At 40.9% G+C, this 21,525-nt stretch carries 17 protein-coding genes; 12 read left to right on the forward strand and 5 right to left on the reverse strand.

The annotated features are described in order from the left end of the window. Positions 1–27 precede the first annotated feature (27 nt). From glmS to yczE, 3 genes are all read right to left on the reverse strand, one after another. Entirely contained in the window at positions 28–1,860 is a 1,833-nt protein-coding gene (gene glmS / locus L5B71_RS06170) for a glutamine--fructose-6-phosphate transaminase (isomerizing) (RefSeq protein ID WP_265757476.1), read from the reverse strand. A 41-nt stretch (positions 1,861–1,901) separates the two neighbouring features. Next, entirely contained in the window at positions 1,902–2,684 is a 783-nt protein-coding gene (locus L5B71_RS06175; protein WP_265757477.1) for a DeoR/GlpR family DNA-binding transcription regulator, read from the reverse strand. 92 nt (positions 2,685–2,776) lie between these two features. Next, entirely contained in the window at positions 2,777–3,418 is a 642-nt protein-coding gene (gene yczE, locus L5B71_RS06180; RefSeq protein WP_265757479.1) for a membrane protein YczE, read from the reverse strand. A 245-nt stretch (positions 3,419–3,663) separates the two neighbouring features. On the opposite strand from yczE, the gene L5B71_RS06185 reads away from it, so the two are divergent. The 5 genes from L5B71_RS06185 to dusA all read left to right on the forward strand — a co-directional run bounded on the left by L5B71_RS06185 (position 3,664) and on the right by dusA (position 9,668). Further along, positions 3,664–4,926 (forward strand): NupC/NupG family nucleoside CNT transporter, encoded by a 1,263-nt coding sequence (locus L5B71_RS06185; RefSeq protein ID WP_265757480.1) that lies wholly within the window; start codon positions 3,664–3,666, stop codon positions 4,924–4,926. 207 nt (positions 4,927–5,133) lie between these two features. After that, positions 5,134–6,372: a phosphopentomutase gene (locus tag L5B71_RS06190; RefSeq protein ID WP_265757481.1), complete on the forward strand. Its 1,239-nt coding sequence runs from the start codon at positions 5,134–5,136 to the stop codon at positions 6,370–6,372. Positions 6,373–6,393: 21 nt separating this feature from the next. Further along, entirely contained in the window at positions 6,394–7,110 is a 717-nt protein-coding gene (deoD, locus tag L5B71_RS06195) for a purine-nucleoside phosphorylase (RefSeq protein WP_265757482.1), read from the forward strand. Between the two features lie 153 nt (positions 7,111–7,263). Further along, positions 7,264–8,670, forward strand: a complete 1,407-nt coding sequence (locus tag L5B71_RS06200; RefSeq protein ID WP_265757483.1) for a chloride channel protein — start codon at positions 7,264–7,266, stop codon at positions 8,668–8,670. Then, entirely contained in the window at positions 8,670–9,668 is a 999-nt protein-coding gene (dusA, locus tag L5B71_RS06205) for a tRNA dihydrouridine(20/20a) synthase DusA (RefSeq protein ID WP_265757484.1), read from the forward strand. Before L5B71_RS06200 ends, dusA begins: the two co-directional genes overlap by 1 nt. Before the next feature lie 69 nt (positions 9,669–9,737). Here dusA and narL read toward each other — a convergent pair whose 3' ends face one another. Continuing rightward, entirely contained in the window at positions 9,738–10,367 is a 630-nt protein-coding gene (gene narL, locus L5B71_RS06210) for a two-component system response regulator NarL (protein WP_265757486.1), read from the reverse strand. Between the two features lie 27 nt (positions 10,368–10,394). After that, positions 10,395–12,887 carry a class I adenylate cyclase gene (locus tag L5B71_RS06215; protein WP_265757487.1) on the reverse strand — a complete coding sequence of 831 codons (2,493 nt, stop codon included), beginning with the start codon at positions 12,885–12,887 and terminating at the stop codon, positions 10,395–10,397. A gap of 181 nt (positions 12,888–13,068) precedes the next feature. On the opposite strand from L5B71_RS06215, the gene hemC reads away from it, so the two are divergent. The 7 genes from hemC to L5B71_RS06250 all read left to right on the forward strand — a co-directional run bounded on the left by hemC (position 13,069) and on the right by L5B71_RS06250 (position 21,490). Next, positions 13,069–13,995: a hydroxymethylbilane synthase gene (gene hemC / locus L5B71_RS06220; RefSeq protein WP_265757489.1), complete on the forward strand. Its 927-nt coding sequence runs from the start codon at positions 13,069–13,071 to the stop codon at positions 13,993–13,995. A gap of 32 nt (positions 13,996–14,027) precedes the next feature. Further along, positions 14,028–14,780, forward strand: coding sequence for a uroporphyrinogen-III synthase (locus L5B71_RS06225; RefSeq protein WP_265757490.1), 753 nt, complete (start codon positions 14,028–14,030; stop codon positions 14,778–14,780). A gap of 19 nt (positions 14,781–14,799) precedes the next feature. Next, complete coding sequence (locus tag L5B71_RS06230; protein WP_265757491.1) at positions 14,800–16,467, forward strand: uroporphyrinogen-III C-methyltransferase; 1,668 nt, start codon at positions 14,800–14,802, stop codon at positions 16,465–16,467. Positions 16,468–16,478: 11 nt separating this feature from the next. Next, entirely contained in the window at positions 16,479–17,771 is a 1,293-nt protein-coding gene (locus L5B71_RS06235) for a heme biosynthesis protein HemY (protein WP_265757492.1), read from the forward strand. 44 nt (positions 17,772–17,815) lie between these two features. After that, on the forward strand, positions 17,816–18,253 hold the full coding sequence (locus L5B71_RS06240; RefSeq protein WP_265757493.1) for a hypothetical protein: 438 nt from the start codon (positions 17,816–17,818) through the stop codon (positions 18,251–18,253). A gap of 263 nt (positions 18,254–18,516) precedes the next feature. Then, positions 18,517–19,881, forward strand: a complete 1,365-nt coding sequence (locus tag L5B71_RS06245) for a diaminobutyrate--2-oxoglutarate transaminase (RefSeq protein ID WP_265757494.1) — start codon at positions 18,517–18,519, stop codon at positions 19,879–19,881. Positions 19,882–19,957: 76 nt separating this feature from the next. Then, on the forward strand, positions 19,958–21,490 hold the full coding sequence (locus L5B71_RS06250; protein ID WP_265757495.1) for a pyridoxal phosphate-dependent decarboxylase family protein: 1,533 nt from the start codon (positions 19,958–19,960) through the stop codon (positions 21,488–21,490). The last annotated feature ends 35 nt before the right edge of the window (positions 21,491–21,525 follow it).

Below are 21,525 nucleotides of genomic sequence, written 5' to 3' on the forward strand. Positions count from 1 at the left end.
CAAATCATTACAAGGCTGTTTGAAAAATTATTCCACCGTTACCGCTTTAGCAAGGTTACGCGGTTGATCCACGTCTGTTCCTTTGATTAAGGCGATATGGTAAGAAAGCAGTTGTAACGGTACTGTGTAGAAAATTGGTGCGGTTACTTCGTCTACTTTCGGTAGCACGATGGTTTTGAAGCCTTCACCATCGCTGAAACCGGCGTCGTGATCAGCAAAGATATAAAGCTGACCGCCACGGGCGCGCACTTCTTCAATATTTGATTTCACTTTTTCAAGTAAATCATTTTCTGGTGCAACCACAATCACCGGCATATCGCTATCAATTAAAGCCAGTGGGCCGTGTTTTAATTCCCCAGCTGCATAGGCTTCTGCGTGAATGTAGGAAATTTCTTTCAATTTCAATGCAGATTCCATTGCGATTGGGTAAAACTCGCCACGACCTAAGAATAAAGTGTGATGTTTATCGGCAAAATCTTCAGATAATTTTTCAATTTGTTTATCGTAAACTAACGCACTTTCAATTTGTGCTGGCAAACGTTGCAAGGCTTGCACAATGTGATGTTCTTGTTCTTCGCTTACCGTGCCTTTTAAGCGTCCGATTGCCGCATTTAATAATAATAAACAGGTTAATTGAGTGGTAAAGGCTTTGGTTGATGCCACACCAATTTCCACGCCTGCACGGGTCATAAAGGCGAAATCTGATTCACGCACTAAAGAAGAACTTGCCACGTTACAGATTGTCATTGCTGTCATATAGCCTGATTCTTTGGCTAAGCGTAATGCCGCCAAGGTATCTGCGGTTTCACCCGATTGAGAAAGGGTGATAAGCAGGCTATTTGGGCGAGTGACGAATTTGCGATAGCGGAATTCTGACGCAATTTCCACATCACAGCTCACGCCAGCAATGGATTCAAACCAGTAGCGTGCCACCATTCCTGCGTTGTATGACGTTCCGCACGCCACAATTTGAACGTGTTCCACTTTTTTCAAGATTTCTGCCGCATTAGGACCAATGGCATCAATGTTTACCTTACCATTAACGATACGACCATCTAAGGTATTCATAATTGCAACAGGCTGTTCAAAAATTTCTTTTTGCATATAGTGGCGATATTGCCCCTTGTCTGCTGCATCAGCTTCAAAATGCCCTTCGTGCATTTCACGATCAACCGCATTACCTTGCGCGTCAAAAATTTGTACATCACGGCGAGAAATTTCCGCCACATCGCCTTCTTCTAAATAAATGAAACGACGCGTTACGCTTAATAGCGCTAAAGGATCGGAAGCAAGGAAATTTTCCCCCACCCCTAAACCGATAACCAATGGGCTGCCAGAACGTGCGACCACTAAATGGTCAGGTTCATCTTGGTGCATTACCACCGTACCGTAAGCGCCACGCAACTGTGCCACGGTTTTTTGCACCGCTTCTAATAATGAGCTAGCGGTGCGGTATTCCCACTCTACTAAGTGGGCGATCACTTCGGTGTCGGTTTGCGAAAGGAATTCATAACCGCGTTTTTGTAATTCTTCACGCAATTCTTCATAATTTTCGATAATCCCGTTATGCACAACGGCAATTTTACCTGAGCGATGCGGGTGAGCATTGGCTTCTGATGGCTCGCCGTGGGTTGCCCAACGGGTGTGAGCGATGCCTGTTCCCCCTAAAATTGGATGGGCTTCAAGGGCTTCATCTAAGGCTTTTACTTTGCCTACACGGCGTACGATTTGCATATGATGATTTGCATCTAGCACCGCGATACCCGCTGAATCATAACCACGGTATTCCAAACGATGTAAGCCATCGACTAAAATTTCCGCCACATCACGTTGTGCTACTGCACCCACAATTCCACACATAAAATTTCCTTTGTTGTAAGTTTGTAAAAAATAGTCAAAATTTACACCGCACTTACGCAGATCACTTCCACGCCTTGCGATTCAATTTGTTGTTTAATTTCCGCTGGCAACGCATTATCGGTAACTAACACGTCAATTTGCTGCCAAGTTAATTCGATATTTGGCATTTTTCTGCCAATTTTTTGTGATTCCACCATCACAATAACTTCACGAGAAACTTCCGCCATCACACGGCTTAAATCCACTAATTCATTAAAGGTGGTCGTGCCGCGCTCTAAATCAATGCCGTCCGCACCAATAAAGAGCTGATCAAAATTATATGAACGCAACACTTGCGCCGCCACTTGCCCTTGAAACGATTCCGAACGGGTGTCCCAAGTCCCCCCTGTCATCAATAGCGTTGGCTCATTTTCTAATGCTCGCAATTGGGTCGCTACCGACAAAGAATTCGTCATCACCACCAACCCCTGCTTTTTGTTGAGCTGATGAATGAGGGCTGCTGTTGTACTACCGCTGTCAATAATAATGCGGTTGTGATCAGCAATGCGTTCGGCTACATATTTGGCAATTGCTAACTTTCGTTTTGAAAGATGTTCATCTTGGCTTTCATCGAGCAATTCCTGTGGCATTAGGATTGCCCCACCGTAACGACGTAGTAACACTCCGCTCTCTTCAAGCGCGGTTAAATCTTTGCGAATTGTAACCTCAGAGGTTTCAAATAACTGCACAAGCTGTTCCACACTCACTTCGCCTTGGCTTTGTAATAATTGCACAATGCGATGACGGCGTTGTTGCGTATTTCTGGGTTGAATGTTTCGTTTCATAATCTTAAATCAGAACTAAATTTCGGTTCGGAATTTTATAGGTGGGAATGTGATATGTAAAGTCCTAATATGTAATTTATTAAGATTGATGCTTAAGTACTAGAGTGTTTTAATAAAGACAAGGTGATTTGTATTATCCATCCAACAGAAAAGGAAAATAATAAGGTTCCTATTCCTATTGTTCCACCTAGTAAAAAACCTAATGTACAAACACTCGCTTCCATAATCGTTCGCATTACCCCGACTTTGCAATGAAAGTAGCTACACAGACCAACCATTAGGCCATCTCTTGGACCTCCGCCTTGATGGCAGGTGAGATAAAATGCAGAGGAGATAGAAAATAGTAAAATGCCAACAATTGCATAACCAATGCGTAATAACAAGTCATTCGGCGCGGGAATAAAAGCAGTGGTGATACCTAAAGCCAAAGCAACCAAAAGCGTATTTAAAATTGTTCCTAGACCAACGCGTAGTTTAAGTGGGATCCACATCAGCATAACGAATGCACTAATTAATAATGATGCCCAACCTACGCTAAAGCCGGCTTGTAGTGCGATGCCTTGTGAAAGCACTGTCCAAGGTGCAGAGCCGAGATTGGAAAGTAAAAGCAAGCCTTCACCAAAACCTAAGAGCAATAAAGAGATAGTTAGCACGCATAAGGGCTGACGTTCTAAAGACCAAAAATTTTTTGCCGTCCAAGGTGTTTGAGGAAGAACCTTAAATTGATTTTTCATAGATAAATTTATTGTAAATTTTCACCGTCATTTAACTGCCATAATAAAGGAAATTTAGGTAAATCCCAATAACTTAATCCGCATAAGATATAGCAAAAAGAAGTAAAGGTTGTGTGTTTTTACGGCAAAGCAATCGCTTGCCTTCACATTTTTGTACAATTTTGCAAGCATTTTATGGCAAAACAAAGTAGAATTAGTATGTCTTTTGTATTGTTTTTAATTTCAATTTTGAGGAAATCCTAACTATGAGTACCTTAATAAGTATGCTAGGTATTGTTGTACTTCTTGCTATTGCTATTCTCTTATCCAGTAATCGTCGTGCGATTAATTTGCGTACCGTAGGGGGCGCGTTATTAATTCAAATTCTGATCGGCGCATTTATTCTTTATGTGCCAGTTGGACGTGATATTTTGCTGGCATTATCCAATGGCGTAAGTAAAGTGATTAATTATGGAAATCAAGGTGTGCAGTTTGTCTTTGGTGGATTAGCAACAGATGCGTCTTTCAAGGCTTTTGGTAATGATGGATTTATTTTTGCGATCCGAGTATTACCAATCATTGTATTCTTTTCGGCATTGATTTCGCTACTTTATTATATTGGTGTAATGCAGTGGATTATTAAAATCATTGGTGGTGGGTTACAAAAAGCATTAGGCACCTCTAAAGCCGAGTCCATGTCTGCAGCGGCGAATATTTTCGTTGGACAAACGGAAGCGCCATTGGTGGTGAAGCCTTATATCAGCAAAATGACTGAATCCGAATTATTTGCTGTAATGTGTGGCGGTTTGGCTTCTATCGCAGGTTCTGTATTGGCAGGTTATGCCGGTTTAGGCGTGCCATTGCCATACTTGATTGCCGCTTCTTTTATGGCTGCACCAGCAGGATTATTATTTGCAAAATTAATGGTTCCACAAACCGAAAAATTCAATGATGATATTGAAAAAGTGGATTTAGAAAAACCAGCTAACATTCTTGATGCGGCAGCAGCAGGCGCATCATCTGGTATGCAATTAGCAATGAATGTGGGCGCAATGTTGATTGCTTTCGTGGCGTTAATCGCACTGGTTAATGGTTTATTAGGTGGCATTGGCGATTGGTTTGGTATGCCTGAGCTTTCTCTTGGTATGATCTTAGGCTGGATTTTCCGTCCGTTAGCTTGGGTGATTGGTGTGCCTTGGAATGAAGCTGGGGTTGCTGGTCAAATGATCGGGATTAAATTAGCGGTGAACGAATTTGTTGGTTACTTAGAATTTGCCCCTTACCTTGCTGCAGATGCAGCTGTACAATTAAGCGATAAAACTAAAGCGATCATTACTTTTGCGCTTTGTGGTTTCGCTAACTTCAGTTCTATCGCCATCTTGATCGGTGGATTAGGTGGAATGGCACCAAGCCGTCGTGGTGATATTGCGCGTCTTGGTATTAAAGCGGTGATCGCAGGGTCATTAGCGAATCTGATGAGTGCAACCATCGCAGGTTTATTTATCGGTTTAAGTGGTGCTGCACTATAAAATGTAAGAAAAGTGCGGTAAAATTTCACCGAATTTTTTCGATAACACCACGACATTGTTCGTGGTGTTGTCATATTAAGGTAAAGAAAACGTTTGCTATTGTAACAACGCACAAGACAATAGGTATTTCCTTGAACCATCACTTATCAAAAAGAAAGCAAACATTCTGTGCCAGAAAAACAGAGTTCAATGATTAAGGAGCTTAAAATGAAACGCGTATTTATAATGATGTTAGATTCTTTTGGAATTGGAGCTAGTGAAGATGCAGAAAAATTTGGTGATAAGGGAGCAAACACCTTAGGCCATATTGCACAACGTTGTGCGGAAGGGTTAGAAGATAAAAATGAGCGAAAAGGCCCACTTCATCTGCCTAATTTGGAAAAACTCGGTTTAGGCTTAGCGGCTAAAGAATCTTGCGGTGAATTGCCAGCAGGGTTTAATCCAGAGCCTGTGTTAATTGGTGGTTATGCTTATGCGAAAGAAATTTCATCAGGTAAAGATACCCCATCAGGCCATTGGGAAATTGCTGGCGTACCCGTATTATTTGATTGGGGCTACTTCCCAGATCACGAAAATAGCTTTCCAAAAGTGCTTTTAGATCGCATTGTAGAACGCGCAGGTTTAGATGGTTACCTTGGTAACTGCCATTCATCAGGCACGGTAATTTTAGATCAACTTGGTGAAGAACATATGAAAACGGGCAAGCCGATTTTTTACACCTCTGCCGATTCAGTATTCCAAATTGCCTGCCACGAAGAAACCTATGGCTTAGATAAACTTTACGAATTATGCGAAATCGTGCGTGAGGAATTAGCTGATTATAACATTGGCCGTGTGATTGCGCGTCCATTTGTGGGGAACAAAGCAGGCGAATTTACTCGTACAGGTAACCGTAAAGATTATGCTATTGAGCCGCCAGCAAAAACGGTATTACAAAAGTTAGTAGAAGAAAAACAAGGCGATGTGATTTCTATTGGAAAAATTGCGGATATTTACGCCCACACCGGCATTACCGAAAAAGTCAAAGCGACAGGCTTGGAAGAATTGTTTGATAAAACTCTCGTAGAAGTAAAAAGAGCGCGTGAAAATTCCATTGTTTTCACTAATTTTGTAAATTTTGACTCTGATTTTGGTCATCGCCGTAATGTGGCCGGTTATGCTGCCGCCTTAGAATATTTCGATAGCCGTATCCCAGAATTATTAGCCTTAATGAATGAAGGTGACTTGCTTATTTTTACTGCTGACCACGGTTGCGATCCAACTTGGCACGGTACCGATCACACCCGTGAGCATATCCCTGTGTTGCTTTATGGCTCACAGGTGCCAAAAGCATTTTTGGGTAAACGTGAAACCTTTGCTGATATTGGGCAAACTGTTGCGACCTATTTCGATTTATCCTCAATGGATTACGGTAAAGCAATTCTAAATTTCGATAACCAAGATTAATTTAAGTAAGAGGACTTTATTATGACTCCACATATCAACGCACCTGCAGGTGCTTTTGCTGATGTAGTATTAATGCCGGGCGATCCATTGCGCGCAAAATACATTGCGGAAACGTTCTTAGACGATGCCAAAGAAGTGACCAATGTACGTAATATGTTAGGCTACACTGGCACTTACAAAGGACGAAAAATTTCGGTGATGGGGCATGGAATGGGTATTCCATCTTGTTCGATTTACGCGAAAGAATTAATCACTGAGTATGGTGTGAAAAAAATTATTCGTGTGGGTTCGTGCGGTGCGGTGCGTCCCGATGTAAAATTGCGTGAGGTGATCATCGGTCTTGGTGCTTGTACTGATTCAAAAGTCAACCGTATTCGTTTTAAAGATAATGATTTTGCCGCGATTGCAGATTTTGAAATGACTCAAGCTGCCGTGCAAGCAGCAAAAAATAAAGGTATCAATGTACGCGTGGGGAATCTTTACTCTGCGGATCTTTTTTATACACCAGATGTCGAAATGTTTGATGTAATGGAAAAATATGGCATTTTAGGGGTAGAAATGGAGGCGGCCGGTATTTATGGCGTTGCCGCAGAATTTGGTGCTAAAGCTTTAACTATTTGTACTGTATCTGACCATATTCGTACTCACGAGCAAACCAGCGCAGAAGAACGTCAACTGACTTTCAATGAGATGATTGAAATTGCGTTAGAAAGTGTATTGCTTGGCGATCAGGCTTAATTTTTAACAAAATCTCACCGCACTTGACGCACATAGGCAAAATAAGTGCGGTGTTTTTTTATGAATTTTTCATCTTATTACGTCTTGCCATATCTCAAGCAAGAAAATATTGCTATAATTTTCCACAAGTTGTTTTCATTTCAATCACTCAAAATGTTAAAGCGATTCACCCAAAAAATTCGTCATTTTATTCATCGAAAATTACGTCAAAGCTATCGTATTTCACGTAAGACCATTGAGTTTTCTTGTTTATTAATTGGGGCAGCGTTGGTCTCTTTATTCTCACTTGGTTTTGCTAAATTTGCCGACCTAGCTTTACATTTGAATGCCTTATGGACTGCGAAGCACCCTTATGCCGTTTGGTTTGTACTGCCTTTGGGCTTAGCGTTTTTGGCGTGGTTTACTGCAAAATATACCCCTTATGTTTCAGGCAGTGGAATTCCACAAGTTATTGCCTCTATTGATATGCCGTACAGTGCGAATAAAAGTAAACTCATTGCCTTTGGGCAAACCTTGTGGAAAATTCCGCTCACGTTTTTAGCGATGTTATTTGGGGCGTCTGTGGGGCGTGAAGGGCCATCTGTACAAGTGGGCGCTGCGGTAATGTATGCGTGGGGAAATGTTTGCCGTCGACATGGAATCGCATTTAAGGGATTAAATGCAAATGAATTAATGGCAACAGGGGCAGCTGGTGGGTTGGCTGCAGCATTTAATGCACCTTTAGCTGGAGTGATCTTTGCGATAGAAGAATTAGGGCGAGGAATTTCATTGCGTTGGGAGCGCCGAGTGTTGCTTGGCGTCCTAACAGCAGGGTTTATTTTGGTTGCAATTGAAGGTAATAACCCTTATTTCCCAAATTATCAAGGAGAAACGTCTGTACCTTATATGTTCTTATGGGTTGTCTTATGTGGTGTGGTGAGTGGGGTATTTGGTGGCGTTTTTGCTTATTTATTAGCCAAAGGCGCAGCAGGGATTGCACCGGCACAAATTCGTGGCTGGATTCGCCGTCATCCTATTTATACCGCATTTATTTTAGGGGTAATTCTAGCAGGGATTGGCACCTACAGCAAAGGACAGACTTATGGTACGGGCTATGAAGTGGTAACTAAAGCTCTTGATGGTCAGCAAGTGGCAGCAGAAGTTGGCGTTAGTAAGCTTTTTGCAACAGTTGGAACTTATTGGACAGGGACAGCAGGGGGAATTTTTACCCCTTCATTGACCACTGGGGCGGGGATTGGTGCTCAGATTTGGTCGTTTACAGGTGGGGTTGTAGATCAGCGCTTACTGGTTTTATTATGCATGGCTGCGTTTTTAGCTGGCGCGACCCAGTCTCCCGTTACGGCAAGTGTGGTGGTAATGGAAATGACCTCAAGTGAACCGGTGCTATTTTGGATATTGATCTGCAGCCTCATTGCTTCTATCATTTCACGCCAATTTAATGCGAAACCGTTTTATCATTTTGCCGCAGGGCGTTTCCGTCAGCGTATTCAAGAACAAGCAAAGCAAGATGAGCTGAAACAACAAGAACAGCAAAAAGCTGAAGCAGAAGAAAAAAAATAATGAACCAACAAAAACCAACGAAAAAACCACCGCACTTTTATCGTGGGCGATTTTCTGTCGCCCCAATGCTGGATTGGACAACGCGACATTGTCGTTATTTTCATCGTCAATTCAGCCAATACGCCTTGCTTTATACGGAAATGGTGACCACAGGCGCGATTATTCACGCCAAATATGATCATTTGGACTTTGATTTAGCGGAAAATCCTGTGGCACTTCAGCTTGGCGGTAGCGATCCTGAACAATTGCAACATTGTGCAAAATTGGCTGCTAAGCGTGGTTATCAAGAAATTAATTTGAATGTGGGTTGCCCCTCTGATCGCGTGCAAAACGGAATGTTTGGTGCGTGTCTAATGGCAAAAGCGGATTTAGTAGCTCAATGTGTTCAGCAAATGCAAGAGGAGGTGGATATTCCTGTTACGGTGAAAACCCGTATTGGTATTGATGAGTTAGATAGCTATGCATTTCTTTGTGATTTCGTGCAGAAAGTAACTCTGGCTGGTTGCCAAGAATTGATCGTTCACGCACGCAAAGCATGGCTTAGTGGCTTAAGCCCGAAAGAAAATCGTGAAATCCCCCCCCTTGATTACGAGCGTGTTTATCAGCTAAAACGGGATTTTCCACAGCTTTTGATTAGCATTAATGGTGGTATTAAAACGATTGAAGAAATGCAACAACATCTGCGTTATGTGGACGGCGTAATGGTGGGGCGAGAAGCCTATCAAAATCCAAGTTTATTAGGCTATATTGACCAAGCCTTGTTTGATCCACAAAGCCCGATTGTGCGCCCAAGAGAAGCGGTGCAAAAAATGTTCCCTTATATTGAGCAACAGCTCGCACAAGGTGTTCATCTTAATCATATCACCCGCCATATGCTTGGTGCATTCCAACATTGCAAAGGCGCACGCCAATGGCGTAGACACCTCAGTGAAAACGCACATAAAACCGGTGTCGGGATTGAGGTGTTAGAGCAAGCTTTAGCTTTCTTAGAAGAATAATTTTTATATGTGAAAGAGCGGTTGTTTTTCCGTATTTTTTAGCCAGGAAAAAAGCGCCATCACATAGCATTAAGAGCCTTTATGTTCAAAATAAAGCACGGTGGCTGCTACACGAGAATGTACATTTAGTTTACGTAATAAATTGCGGATGTGTACTTTTACCGTTTCTTCAGAGATAAAAAGTTGGGCAGCAATTTGCTTATTTGATAAGCCAGTAGCGATAAGGCGTAGCACATCCATTTCTCGCTCAGTTAGGGTTTGAATTGGCTCTTGCTCTGGGCGTTTTTCTAGCAATAAATCCTTAATGGAATCGCTTAAGATGACTTCTCCGTTTGCAATACGTTTGATTTGACTAAGGAGTAGTTCGGGGTCTGTATCTTTTAATAGGTAACCATCGGCTCCCGCATCAACTAGGGTAAAAACATCATTTTTTGCATCAGAAACGGTAAGTATAATAATACGAGCATCTATGTCTTCCTCGCGCAATGCTTTGAGGGTATCTAGCCCAGACAATCCTTTCATATTTAAATCAAGAATAATGAGATCTGGTGAGGTTTTTAGGGATAAATTAATCCCCTCATCTCCGCTACTGGCATCACCAACAACTTCGAAGGCTTCATCGAGTTCTAATAATTGTTTTATGCCACGACGCATCAAGGGATGATCGTCAATGAGTAATACTTTCATTTTGTCAAGCATAGCTTTTCCCTCTATTATTTATGATGGTTATGTTGACACTAACCGACTATGAAATGGTACAATTTTTATACCATCTTTATCTGGTAATAATTGATAAAATTGTGGATAGTTAAAATTTCGTTGCACAATTTTATATGGATTATTATTTCCATCCAACCCTGCCGATTGATAAATATGATTTATTTCACTAACTTTTTGCTCTTTCTTTCCTTCACAATTGCGATAAATCTCAATGTGATTAGCTTCATCTAAAATATATACATTAAAGGTGTGATCTGGGTTATTTTCAAAGAAAAATTGTAAGAACCCTTCGCTAGCAAAAGCATCAATTTCATAAGGATATTGTTTGCGTATTTGCATCGCTTCTTTACTGTCAATGACATCTTGTAATTCTACGTTAAATTCATTGTTATCTAGCAAAGTAGAGTTATGGATTTCTTGCAAGCTAATACCTCGTTCTTCAAAGAAAAATTGCCAGTTTTTACCTGCAACACGTAATAAGTTATTTTGTGGCGCATCGCTGACACCAACTTGAATATTGATACACTTATTCAGTAAGGCTGTTACAATATTGCGTAATGTTTTTTGATAGTATTGGCTATAGCAAAATACGTTGACGCTCTTCGGGGGGGTTGCTCCACGGTAGATTTTGTTAGAAAGTACCTTTAATGCCAATAGAATCGCATTTGGTCCTTCGAAATGCAAAGTGCGGATTTCATTCCATAAGTTTCGATAAGTGAGATCAATACTGCCAACTAAACTTTTTTCATCAGGACCAAAACTAAACAAATCACTAGCTATAATAGATGTTTTAGCTTCACATAGATTAGCTGTTGGATCCGAGGTGAGGTTAATTGCCACGACTAAATTTTTGATTTCACAATTGTGACTTAATTCATCGTTACTCACAAGAGGAACGGATATAGGCAGGGAAAGTCGTAAATCGGTAACAAATTGGCGTAATTTTTCTTGACTAATACTGGGGCTAAAAATATGCAAATCAGTTTTGGGGGTGAGTAGACGATTAAAATATGCCCAAGCAACTAATTTATTTAAACTTTCGCCATATTCTGTGTAGCGTTGGTGATTAAATCCACTCAAATCAGGTTTTTGATTTACTAAGTACCAGCCATCTTTAAAAATCGCATTATCTTTTACTTCAATAAAGGTGATGCTATTCTCAGATAAATCTGAAGAAATAACTGCATTAAGTAAGGTGATTTTGCCAGGTAACTCTTCAAATGCGGTATAAAGTTTACGCGTTAAAATACTCATATCTTGAGGCATTATGCTTGAATTTACTTTATATTTACGTGCAAATTGCATCAAGTGACGATAGCTAAACATCAAAAATTTTATCAGATTATTATGACTTTCTCGAACTCGTTTTATTTTCCAGCAAGCGATCTGATTGAGTTCTTGAACCAATGAGGGTGACCATCCCCAAGTTTTAGCTAAATTTTCTAATTGAGAGAGACGCCAACTATTTCGTGTTATAGTTTGATTGTATTCATTCGCTTTAATGTAAAAACAGCGACGAACAAATTCTAGACGTTGCAAATCTTTTAAACTGATTAAATAATTGGTTACTCGCTCAAGCATTGTAAGATAAGGATCAAAATGATGTTTTTTATCACCATTTAGTAATCGAGCTTTAAATTCTTGTGCGATTAAATAAGTATCCGGATAATCTGCGGAATAGGTTTCTAGTAATAATATTTTTAATACAGATTTGTAAGGAGAATCAATCCCTTTGTATAGTTGCCAAAGACTCGCACCGAAATATTCATTAGCAGAAAATGCCCCTAATCCCCCAAAATCAACCCAGTCATTAGGGTCAATCGTATTATCATCAATTAAACGCTCTACTTCTTTTTCATAATCTTTTTCATTTTCTACTGCAAGATGTAACCATAACAATGGTTTACCAGCAAGCCGAATAGCAGAGCGATAAAACTCATCAAGCAATAACATATACTGTGCAGAGCCACAATTCTCAGCGGTTAAAGGATCAGCATATCTAAAACAACGGAAACGCTTTTGATCCATTAAATAAAGCGTAATTTCTACACCTAAAGTTAATGCCCATTTTTGTAAAGCTTCGATCTTCTTGTTTAATAAATTTCGACCAGTTGGACTGATTTCCTCGAAATGACATACCCAAATATCTAAATCTGAAATTGAAGTTTGACTGATAGACGCTATACTCCCCATTACATAAACGCCTAAAATAGGGAAGGAAGAGCGGTGAGAAAAAACCGATTTTTTTATCTCCTGCTTAGTAAAATTAAATTGATCAATAAGAAAATCTTGTTGGTAATCGGATAACTCAAAACGGGCTATTCCTGCTGGCGCATTTTCGATATAGCCGGGCAATTTTTTATGATTCAGATGTAATAATAAACTAATGGTTTGGAATACTTGTTTAAACTCTGGAGAGGTTCCCAAAAGAGCACGTTTAAAGCGTATTTTATCAAGATATTCTACTTGTTTTTTGGCGCTATCAATATCGTAATTCAATTTATATCCTAGAATAGATACATTAGTAAATGAATAATTTATGTACAGTTTTTTTAGATGATTGTGAGATTACTCTATCATTTGCCTTGTCGGAAAGCAAAAAAATTAAATGGAAACTGACATTTTTCAGCAACAGTGATAGGATAAGACAATTATTTCTAGTCTTCTCTTTTGCATCACGATGACAAAAAAACTAATCAAAATTGCCACTCGCCGTAGCCCATTGGCATTATGGCAAGCTAACTATATTAAAGGGCGTTTAACTCAACTATATCCACAACTTATTGTTGAGCTTGTACCAATGGTAACCAAAGGCGATGTGATTTTAGACTCACCACTAGCCAAAATCGGCGGTAAAGGCTTATTCGTTAAAGAGTTAGAAAATGCTTTATTAAATGGCGAGGCAGATATTGCGGTACACTCAATGAAAGATGTACCAATGCAATTTCCTGAAGGATTAGATCTAAGTGTGATTTGTAAGCGAGAAGACCCGCGTGATGCGTTTGTGTCAAATGCTTATCGCACTTTAGATGCGCTACCTCAAGGCGCTGTGGTGGGAACATCAAGTTTACGCCGCCAGTGTCAGCTTAAAGCCTTACGTCCTGATTTGAATATTCAATCTTTGCGCGGCAATGTGGGGACACGCTTGAGCAAATTAGATAATGGTGATTATGATGCGATTATTCTTGCTTCCGCAGGCTTAATTCGTTTAGGAATGGCCGATCGTATCGCCTCTTTCATTGATACGGAAACGTCGTTGCCAGCAGCTGGTCAAGGTGCGGTGGGAGTTGAATGTCGCACCGATGATCTAGAAACCCAACAACTATTAGCGCCATTGGCGGACGCGGAAACCACTGCTTGTGTACTGGCAGAACGTGCAATGAATAACCACTTACAAGGTGGCTGCCAAGTGCCAATTGCGGGCTATGCGGTAATTCGCGACAACCAGCTTTATCTCAAAGCCTTAGTGGGGAAAACAGATGGCAGTGAAATTATTCGCGCGGAAGGTAAAAGTGCGGTGGAAAATTCACAAAAATTAGGTGAGCAAGTGGCAAAAAGCTTGTTAAAGCAAGGGGCAGATGAAGTTTTACAAGCCCTTGGTGTGTAATCGTTCACGCTTATAACGATAAGGAAAAGGAAATGGCAGTGTTGGTTACGCGTCCTGATGAAAAGGGCAAACAGCTAGTAGATATGCTTACTAAGGCAGGCATTGCCGCCATTCATTTTCCGCTCTTTTCTATTCAAGCAGGGCGTGAACTAAATGATTTACCCCGTCAGCTTAATCAACTCAATGCAGGCGATTACGTTTTTGTGGTATCGCAAAATGCAGTCATTTACAGTGCAGAAAGCCTGAAACAAGCAGGTTTCCAATGGCGGTCAGATTTACATTATTTTACTGTTGGACAGCGAACTGCGCAGGCCTTTTCCAGTCAAACAGAGCAATGTATTCATTATCCTTTTCAGCAAGAAACAAGCGAGGGGGTGCTTTCCTTGCCAGCAATGAATAATGTGCAAGGGAAGACCATCTTGATTTTGCGTGGTAACGGTGGGCGAGAGTTTTTTGCACAACAATCTAAATTGCGTGGGGCAACCATTCAAGCACTAGAATGTTATCGTCGTGAACCTCTGATTTATGATAATGTCGAACAAGTGAGTATGTTAAAACGGGCTGGGATCCGTGAAATTGTGGTAACGAGTAAAGAAATTTTACGTTCATTGCTGGATTTTGTGCCAAAAAATGAACATAATTGGCTAATGTCTTGTGGATTAATTACAATTAGCGAAAGAATTGCTCATTTCGCCCAAGAAAAAGGGTGGCAAAACGTGCGTATTTCGCCAAAAGCAGATAACCTAGCAATTTTAAATGCGGTATTGCAACGAAATGAAGTTTAATCAGCATAAGGAATAAATTATGGCTAAACATCACGGCAAAAAAATGGGGAAAAATCGTTTAACGGAAACCTCGCCCGTAAAGCAAGAAGTAGAACAACACGAAGTAGGAAAAAAAATAGAACAAGAACCTACTGCTCAAATAAACCAACAGCAAGCAAGCCAAGAAAGCGAAGCGAATCCTCAAAACTTAGAACAAAATGTGGTGGAAGCGTCGCAGAACACTGATTCAAATCAAGCCCAAGTAACGGAAGAGCAAACAACAATGAAAGAAAAAGAGCAAACTCAAGAACGCGATGAATTATCGCAACAAGTTGAATCCCCTGAAACAGAAGCAACCCAATCGGCTGCTGAGCCACAAACCGTCATCGTTAAAAAAGGCGGCACGGGCGTGGCGATTTTAGCCTTATTAGTCGCGTTAGGGTTAGGCAGCGCAGGGTATTATTTTGCTGAGCAGCATTTAACCAAAGTACAAGGCAGATTAACCGCCCTAGAACAACGCGCTGTACCAACCAATGCACAGGGGTTGATGGATAGCGATTTAGCTGCATTAAAACAAGATCAAGCCAAAATAGCACAGCTTGCCGAAACCAGCCAATCCACTAATGACAAATTAAGTGCGTTGGAAAAAATGGTGGAAATTAAAGATCAACAAATCACGTCATTACAAAATCAAGTTAAGAATTTAAGTAATGCACAGAAAACTGCGCAGCCGAATGATTGGTTACTTTCTGAGGCAGATTTTTTATTAAACAACGCATTACGTAAATTAGTGCTAGATAATGATGTGGATACCGCAGTTTCGTTATTAAAAGTAGCAGATGAAACCTTAAGCAAAGTGTCTGAATCGCGAGCGAATCAAGTGCGCAGTGCGATTAATGCAGATTTAAAACAGTTATTATCAGTTAATAACATTGATCAAAACGCCATTATGCAACGCCTTTCCCAGCTTGCAAATACCGTGGACGAACTCACCGTGCTAAACGTAAATTTTGATGATCAAAATCTGGAGAACGAAAAATTAAGTGGTTCTTGGAATGATTGGAAAGAAAATGCGGAGAAAAGTGCTACATCGTTCTTAAATCATTTTATCCGTGTTACGCCAAAAAATGCGGAAAACAAAGCCTTGCTTGCACCAAATCAAGATATTTATTTACGTGAGAACATTCGTTTACGCTTACAGTTAGCGATTATGGCTGTACCGCGTCAACAAAATGATTTGTATAAGCAGTCTTTAGAAACAGTTGCATCTTGGGTGAGAAGTTATTTCGATACCAATACGGAAGTAGCGAAAACTTTCTTAAATGAAGTGGACGAACTGGCGGAACAATCTATTTATGTCGATGTGCCAACCCAACTTAGTAGCTTAAATATGCTAGATAAATTGCTCAACAAACCGTCACAAGAAGTGCAGAAAATTGAGATTTCCGTAGATAAAGAGATTGCTAAAGAAAATGCACAAGATGCTAAAGCGGAAAGCATACAGAGCAATAATGAGACAGAAAAAGCAACATCAGCAGAACAACCAGTAATGGATAAAGCTGAAAGTGACGCTACGCAAAGCAATGAAAGCCAAAGTGAAAAGCCTAGCGAAAATCAAACTCAGGCGGAAAACCAAACTGATTCAGAAAATAAAAGTGCGGTAGAAAATTCCGACAAATCTGAGCAAACACAAGCACCACAACAGTAGAGGAAATAGCAATGTTTAGAACCCTATTTTTAATGCTGGTGTTACTTGCCGGCTTAATTGCAGGCCCTTATTTATCGGGCAAACAAGGCTATGTGCTAATAGAAACCAGTTCTTATAGCATTGAAATGTCAATCACCACCCTTGTGATTTTCTTTGTGATTGCAATGGCGGTGGTATATGGCATTGAGTGGATCATTACCAAATTCTTCCGTTTGAGCAACAACACCTATGGTTGGTTCTCTCGCCGTAAACGTCTTAAAGCGCAAAAACAAACCCTTGAAGGGTTAATGCTAATGGACGAAGGGCAATATTCTAAGGCAGAGAAATTGATTGGTAAGAATGCTAAACATTCAGATGAGCCAATCCTAAACTTTATTAAAGCCGCAGAAGCAGCACAACAGCGTGGCGATGAGTTTGGCGCAAATCGTTATTTGATTAAAGCGACCGAGCTAGCTGGTACAGATAATCTGCTTGTTGAGATTGCTCGTACGCGAATTTTGTTACAACAAAATAAATTACCGGCTGCACGCAGTGCCATTGATAGTTTGTTAGTTATGACCCACCGCAATAAAGAAGTGTTGAAACTCGCGGTTGAGATTTACTTAAAATCTCATGCTTTTGAAGCGTTAGATAAAATTCTCGATCAAGTGGGAAATTCAGGGCTTTATTCTGACAAAGAATTTATTACCTTACAACATCGCGTTGAAGATGGCTTACTTGATGAGAAAATGAATGAAGACGGTGTAGATGGTTTGCTTAAATGGTGGGATGATCAACCACGTAAACGTCAAAATGATCTTTATGTGAAAGTAGGATTGATTCGCCGTTTAATTGACAGTGATGACCACGAAACCGCATATAAATTGATCTTAGAAGCCTTGAAAAAAGTGGATGAAAACAGCCCATTGGTGCAACAACTTTGTATGCAAGTTACTCGTGTTCAACCAGTAGATAACAGTAAGTTGTTGAAAATGATGCTAAAACGAGCGAAACAAAGTAAAGATCAAGGCTGTTGTTGTACAAACCGTGCCTTAGGTTACTTGTATGTGCGTAATGGTGAATTTGCTAAAGCCAGCGAAGTATTCAAGAAAGTATTGGAAAATAAAAACCAGCTTGAGCCAAATGATATTACTATGGCTACCTATGCGTTTGAGCAAAACGGCGAAAATGAACTGGCTAAACAACTTCAGCAAGAAAGTTTGAAATCTGCCATGTCGGTGCAAAACTTAGTCTATGAAGAAAACGAGAAAACGCCAGAAAATTCCACCGCACTTGCGGAAACAACAGAAGCAAAAAATGCTTAAGATAATCCTAATGCCCTGTTTTGCAGGGCATTTTCTTTGATGTGATGAAAAATCTTCCTCATAATATTGCACAATTTTTACAACAGCAAACAGTGATGAGCATTGCTGTACATAGCGCACAAGGCTTTTGGGTAGCCAACTGCTTTTATGTGCTTGATGACAGTAATATCAGCCTGATTTTTTTTTCTTCCCTTTCCACCCAACACGCACAAATTATGCAACAAAGTGATCTGGTGGTTGGCACGATCGCCACCCAAACGGATCAAGTGAGCGAGATTGAAGGCGTGCAATTTAAAGGACGAGCTATTTTGCTCAATGAAGATATTCGTCAGTCTGCCCTTAAACGCTATTATGAGCGTTATCCCTTTGCGCGCTTAATGAACACGGATTTATGGGAAATTGAGCTTGATGAAATCAAACACACGTCAAATAAATTCGTTTTTGCCCAGAAAACTTACTGGAAAAGAGCAAGTGCGGTGTAATTTTTGATTATTTTGCCTAAATAAGTAAAAATCACTTTTCTTTCTAGCAAAAAAGGGTACTATATCCCGTCTTTTGTAAGGCTTAGGCTTTACGAAATCTCTGTTTTCCAAATTGGAAAAAATAAAAAAGCTGAAACGCTTTTTTTAATAAGTAGCGAGTCAAATGCCCCATGGCATCTTATTTTGAAGAATAAGAAAGCTTAGGCTTCCCGCAAGGCACCCGACTTATTTTTTTAACCTCTTATCGAAGGTATAGATTAAAAATGACAAACACTCCTGTAAATCCAATCAACAACGCAACCAATGAATATTACCTTACTCGTCAAAATGAAATGGAATCCAATGTGCGTAGTTATCCTCGCAAATTGCCATTAGCGATTGCAAAAGCACAAGGTTGCTGGGTAACGGACGTAGAAGGTAATGAATATCTTGATTGCTTAGCTGGTGCAGGTACATTAGCCCTTGGACATAATCATCCCGCAGTGATCCAAGCCATTCAAGACGTATTAAGCAGTGGTTTACCGCTTCATACATTAGATTTAACTACGCCATTAAAAGATGCTTTTACCGAAGAGCTGCTTTCTTTCTTCCCGAAAGAACAGTATCGCTTGCAATTCTGTGGCCCTTCTGGTGCTGATGGCACAGAAGCCGCAGTAAAACTTGCTAAAACCTACACGGGGCGTGGTAATGTTATCGCATTCTCTGGTGGTTATCACGGAATGACCCACGGTTCATTGGCGATGACAGGGAACTTAAACGCAAAAAACGCCGTACAAAACTTAATGGCAGGCGTACAATTTATACCTTATCCGCACGAATATCGTTGTCCATTAGGGCTAGGCGGTGAAGCTGGCGTAGAAGCTTTAACCTATTATTTTGAAAACTTTATTGAAGACGTTGAAAGTGGTGTGGTAAAACCAGCAGCCGTGATTCTTGAAGCTATTCAAGGGGAAGGCGGTGTGGTTACTGCTCCAGTGAAATGGTTACAAAAAATCCGTGAAGTCACCAAAAAACATGGCATTGTGCTAATCCTTGATGAAGTACAAGCAGGCTTCTGCCGTTCAGGAAAAATGTTTGCCTTTGAATATGCAGGGATCGAGCCAGACATCGTTGTAATGTCAAAAGCGGTAGGTGGAAGTTTACCATTAGCGGTGCTAGCTATTCGCAAAGAATTTGATGCATGGCAGCCAGCAGGACATACCGGCACATTCCGCGGCAACCAAATGGCAATGGCAACAGGTTATGCGTCATTAAAAGTAATGCGTGAGCAAAACTTGGCACAAAATGCCTTGGAACGTGGTGATTTCTTACAAACTGAATTGAAGAAATTAGCCCAGCAGTATCCTTGTATCGGCAACGTACGTGGACGTGGTTTAATGATCGGGATTGAGATTGTTGATGAGCGTAAACCACAAGATCGCATCGGTGCTTATCCAGCAGATGGTGAACTTGCTGCTGCAATCCAAAAAGCCTGCTTTAACAATAAGTTATTGTTAGAACGTGGCGGTCGTGGCGGTAACGTGGTGCGTATTCTTTGCCCGCTCATCATCACCCAAGCGGAAAGTGAAGAGTTAATCAAACGCTTTGCTCAATCTGTCGCAGATGCATTAAAAGCCATGCGTGGCTAATTATTAATCTAGCTAAATGGGGTGCACAACACCCCTTTTAGCTATTTTTATTTCAATCATCTTTCAGGAAATTCCAATGGTCGATTTCGCAAAACACAAACAATCCCTTCTTTGCAATGATCCACAATCTATCGCTGATTATGAAAAAAATATGGCTACAGCAATAAGTGCGGTAGGAAATTGGCTCAAAAATAACAAAATGTACACCGGCGGCAGCATTAAACAGCTGCGCGAGGAAATTGCTTTTCAGCCCTCTCAAGCTGGTTTTGGTTTAGAAAAATCCTTAGATCGCTTAACCCAATTATTCTTAAATAAAAGCCTAAAAGTGCATCATCCCCATTCTTTAGCGCACTTGCATTGCCCGGCAATGGTGGCGAGCCAAGTCGCAGAAGTGTTTATTAACGCCACCAACCAATCAATGGATTCTTGGGATCAAAGCCCGGCAGGTTCATTAATGGAAGTGCAACTGATCGAATGGTTGCGTGAAAAAGTAGGCTATGCCGCAGGCGATGCGGGCGTGTTTACTTCTGGCGGTACGCAATCTAACTTAATGGGCGTGCTATTGGCGCGTGATGCTTGCGTGGCAAAACACTGGAAAAATGCGGAAGGCAAAGAATGGTCTGTACAGCAAGATGGCTTACCCGCAGAAGCCTTGCAACGTGTGAAAGTGTTATGTTCAGAGAATGCGCACTTTTCCGTGCAAAAAAATATGGCTATGATGGGAATGGGATTCCAATCCGTGGTGAGCGTGCCTTGTAATGAAAATGCACAAATGGACGTCAATGCGTTAGCTGAAATTTTGGCAAATCTTAAAGCGGAAGGCAAGTTGGTGGCGTGTATTGTGGCAACCGCAGGCACAACTGACGCAGGGGCAATCGATCCACTCAAAGCCATTCGTAAATTGGCGGATCAATATGAGGCGTGGTTACACGTTGATGCCGCGTGGGGTGGTGCATTATTGCTTTCCAATGAATATCGCGATTGGTTAGACGGCTTAGAGCTGGCGGATTCCGTTACCCTTGATTTCCACAAACACTTTTTCCAAAGCATTTCTTGCGGTGCGTTTTTGCTTAAAGATCCGCAAAATTATCGTTTTATTGATTACAAAGCGGACTACCTAAATTCAGAATATGACGAAGAACACGGCGTGCCAAACTTGGTGGCAAAATCACTGCAAACCACACGCCGTTTTGACGCGTTAAAATTATGGTTCACCGTAGAAGCGCTTGGCGAAGAACTTTACGGCTCAATGATCGACCACGGGGTAAAACTCACTCGCGAAGTGGCGGATTACATCAAAACCACAGAAGGCCTTGAATTATTAGTTGAACCGCAGTTCGCTTCGGTGTTATTCCGTGTCAATCCTGCGAACTACCCAGCGGAATTTATTGATAATCTCAACCAAAATATCGCAGACGAATTGTTCGCCCGTGGTGAAGCTAATATTGGGGTAACGAAAGTAAATGGTGTACAAGCCTTAAAAATGACCACCCTTAGTCCAATCGCCACCCTTGAAAATGTGCAAGCCTTGCTCGCTCAAGTGCTAGAAACCGCCGATAACATCAAAGATGCGATCGTTGCAGGCAATTATGTGCCAGCGATTGATTAATTTTCTGGACGATAATAAAAAAAGTGCGGTGAAAA

The sequence above is a fragment of the Avibacterium sp. 21-586 genome (assembly GCF_026226775.1).
Classification (GTDB): Bacteria; Pseudomonadota; Gammaproteobacteria; order Enterobacterales; family Pasteurellaceae; genus Avibacterium.

Bases quoted from the DNA above. Each gene is read 5' to 3' on its own strand.
- yczE (WP_265757479.1), bottom strand. From the start codon at position 3,418: ATGAAAAATCAATTTAAGGTTCTTCCTCAAACACCTTGGACGGCAAAA.
- glmS (WP_265757476.1), bottom strand. From the start codon at position 1,860: ATGTGTGGAATTGTGGGTGCAGTAGCACAACGTGATGTGGCGGAAATT.
- L5B71_RS06245 (WP_265757494.1), top strand. From the start codon at position 18,517: ATGACAAACACTCCTGTAAATCCAATCAACAACGCAACCAATGAATAT.
- narL (WP_265757486.1), bottom strand. From the start codon at position 10,367: ATGCTTGACAAAATGAAAGTATTACTCATTGACGATCATCCCTTGATG.
- L5B71_RS06185 (WP_265757480.1), top strand. From the start codon at position 3,664: ATGAGTACCTTAATAAGTATGCTAGGTATTGTTGTACTTCTTGCTATT.
- dusA (WP_265757484.1), top strand. From the start codon at position 8,670: ATGAACCAACAAAAACCAACGAAAAAACCACCGCACTTTTATCGTGGG.
- L5B71_RS06235 (WP_265757492.1), top strand. From the start codon at position 16,479: ATGTTTAGAACCCTATTTTTAATGCTGGTGTTACTTGCCGGCTTAATT.
- L5B71_RS06200 (WP_265757483.1), top strand. From the start codon at position 7,264: ATGTTAAAGCGATTCACCCAAAAAATTCGTCATTTTATTCATCGAAAA.
- L5B71_RS06240 (WP_265757493.1), top strand. From the start codon at position 17,816: ATGAAAAATCTTCCTCATAATATTGCACAATTTTTACAACAGCAAACA.
- L5B71_RS06250 (WP_265757495.1), top strand. From the start codon at position 19,958: ATGGTCGATTTCGCAAAACACAAACAATCCCTTCTTTGCAATGATCCA.
- L5B71_RS06190 (WP_265757481.1), top strand. From the start codon at position 5,134: ATGAAACGCGTATTTATAATGATGTTAGATTCTTTTGGAATTGGAGCT.
- L5B71_RS06175 (WP_265757477.1), bottom strand. From the start codon at position 2,684: ATGAAACGAAACATTCAACCCAGAAATACGCAACAACGCCGTCATCGC.
- L5B71_RS06225 (WP_265757490.1), top strand. From the start codon at position 14,028: ATGGCAGTGTTGGTTACGCGTCCTGATGAAAAGGGCAAACAGCTAGTA.
- L5B71_RS06230 (WP_265757491.1), top strand. From the start codon at position 14,800: ATGGCTAAACATCACGGCAAAAAAATGGGGAAAAATCGTTTAACGGAA.
- deoD (WP_265757482.1), top strand. From the start codon at position 6,394: ATGACTCCACATATCAACGCACCTGCAGGTGCTTTTGCTGATGTAGTA.
- hemC (WP_265757489.1), top strand. From the start codon at position 13,069: ATGACAAAAAAACTAATCAAAATTGCCACTCGCCGTAGCCCATTGGCA.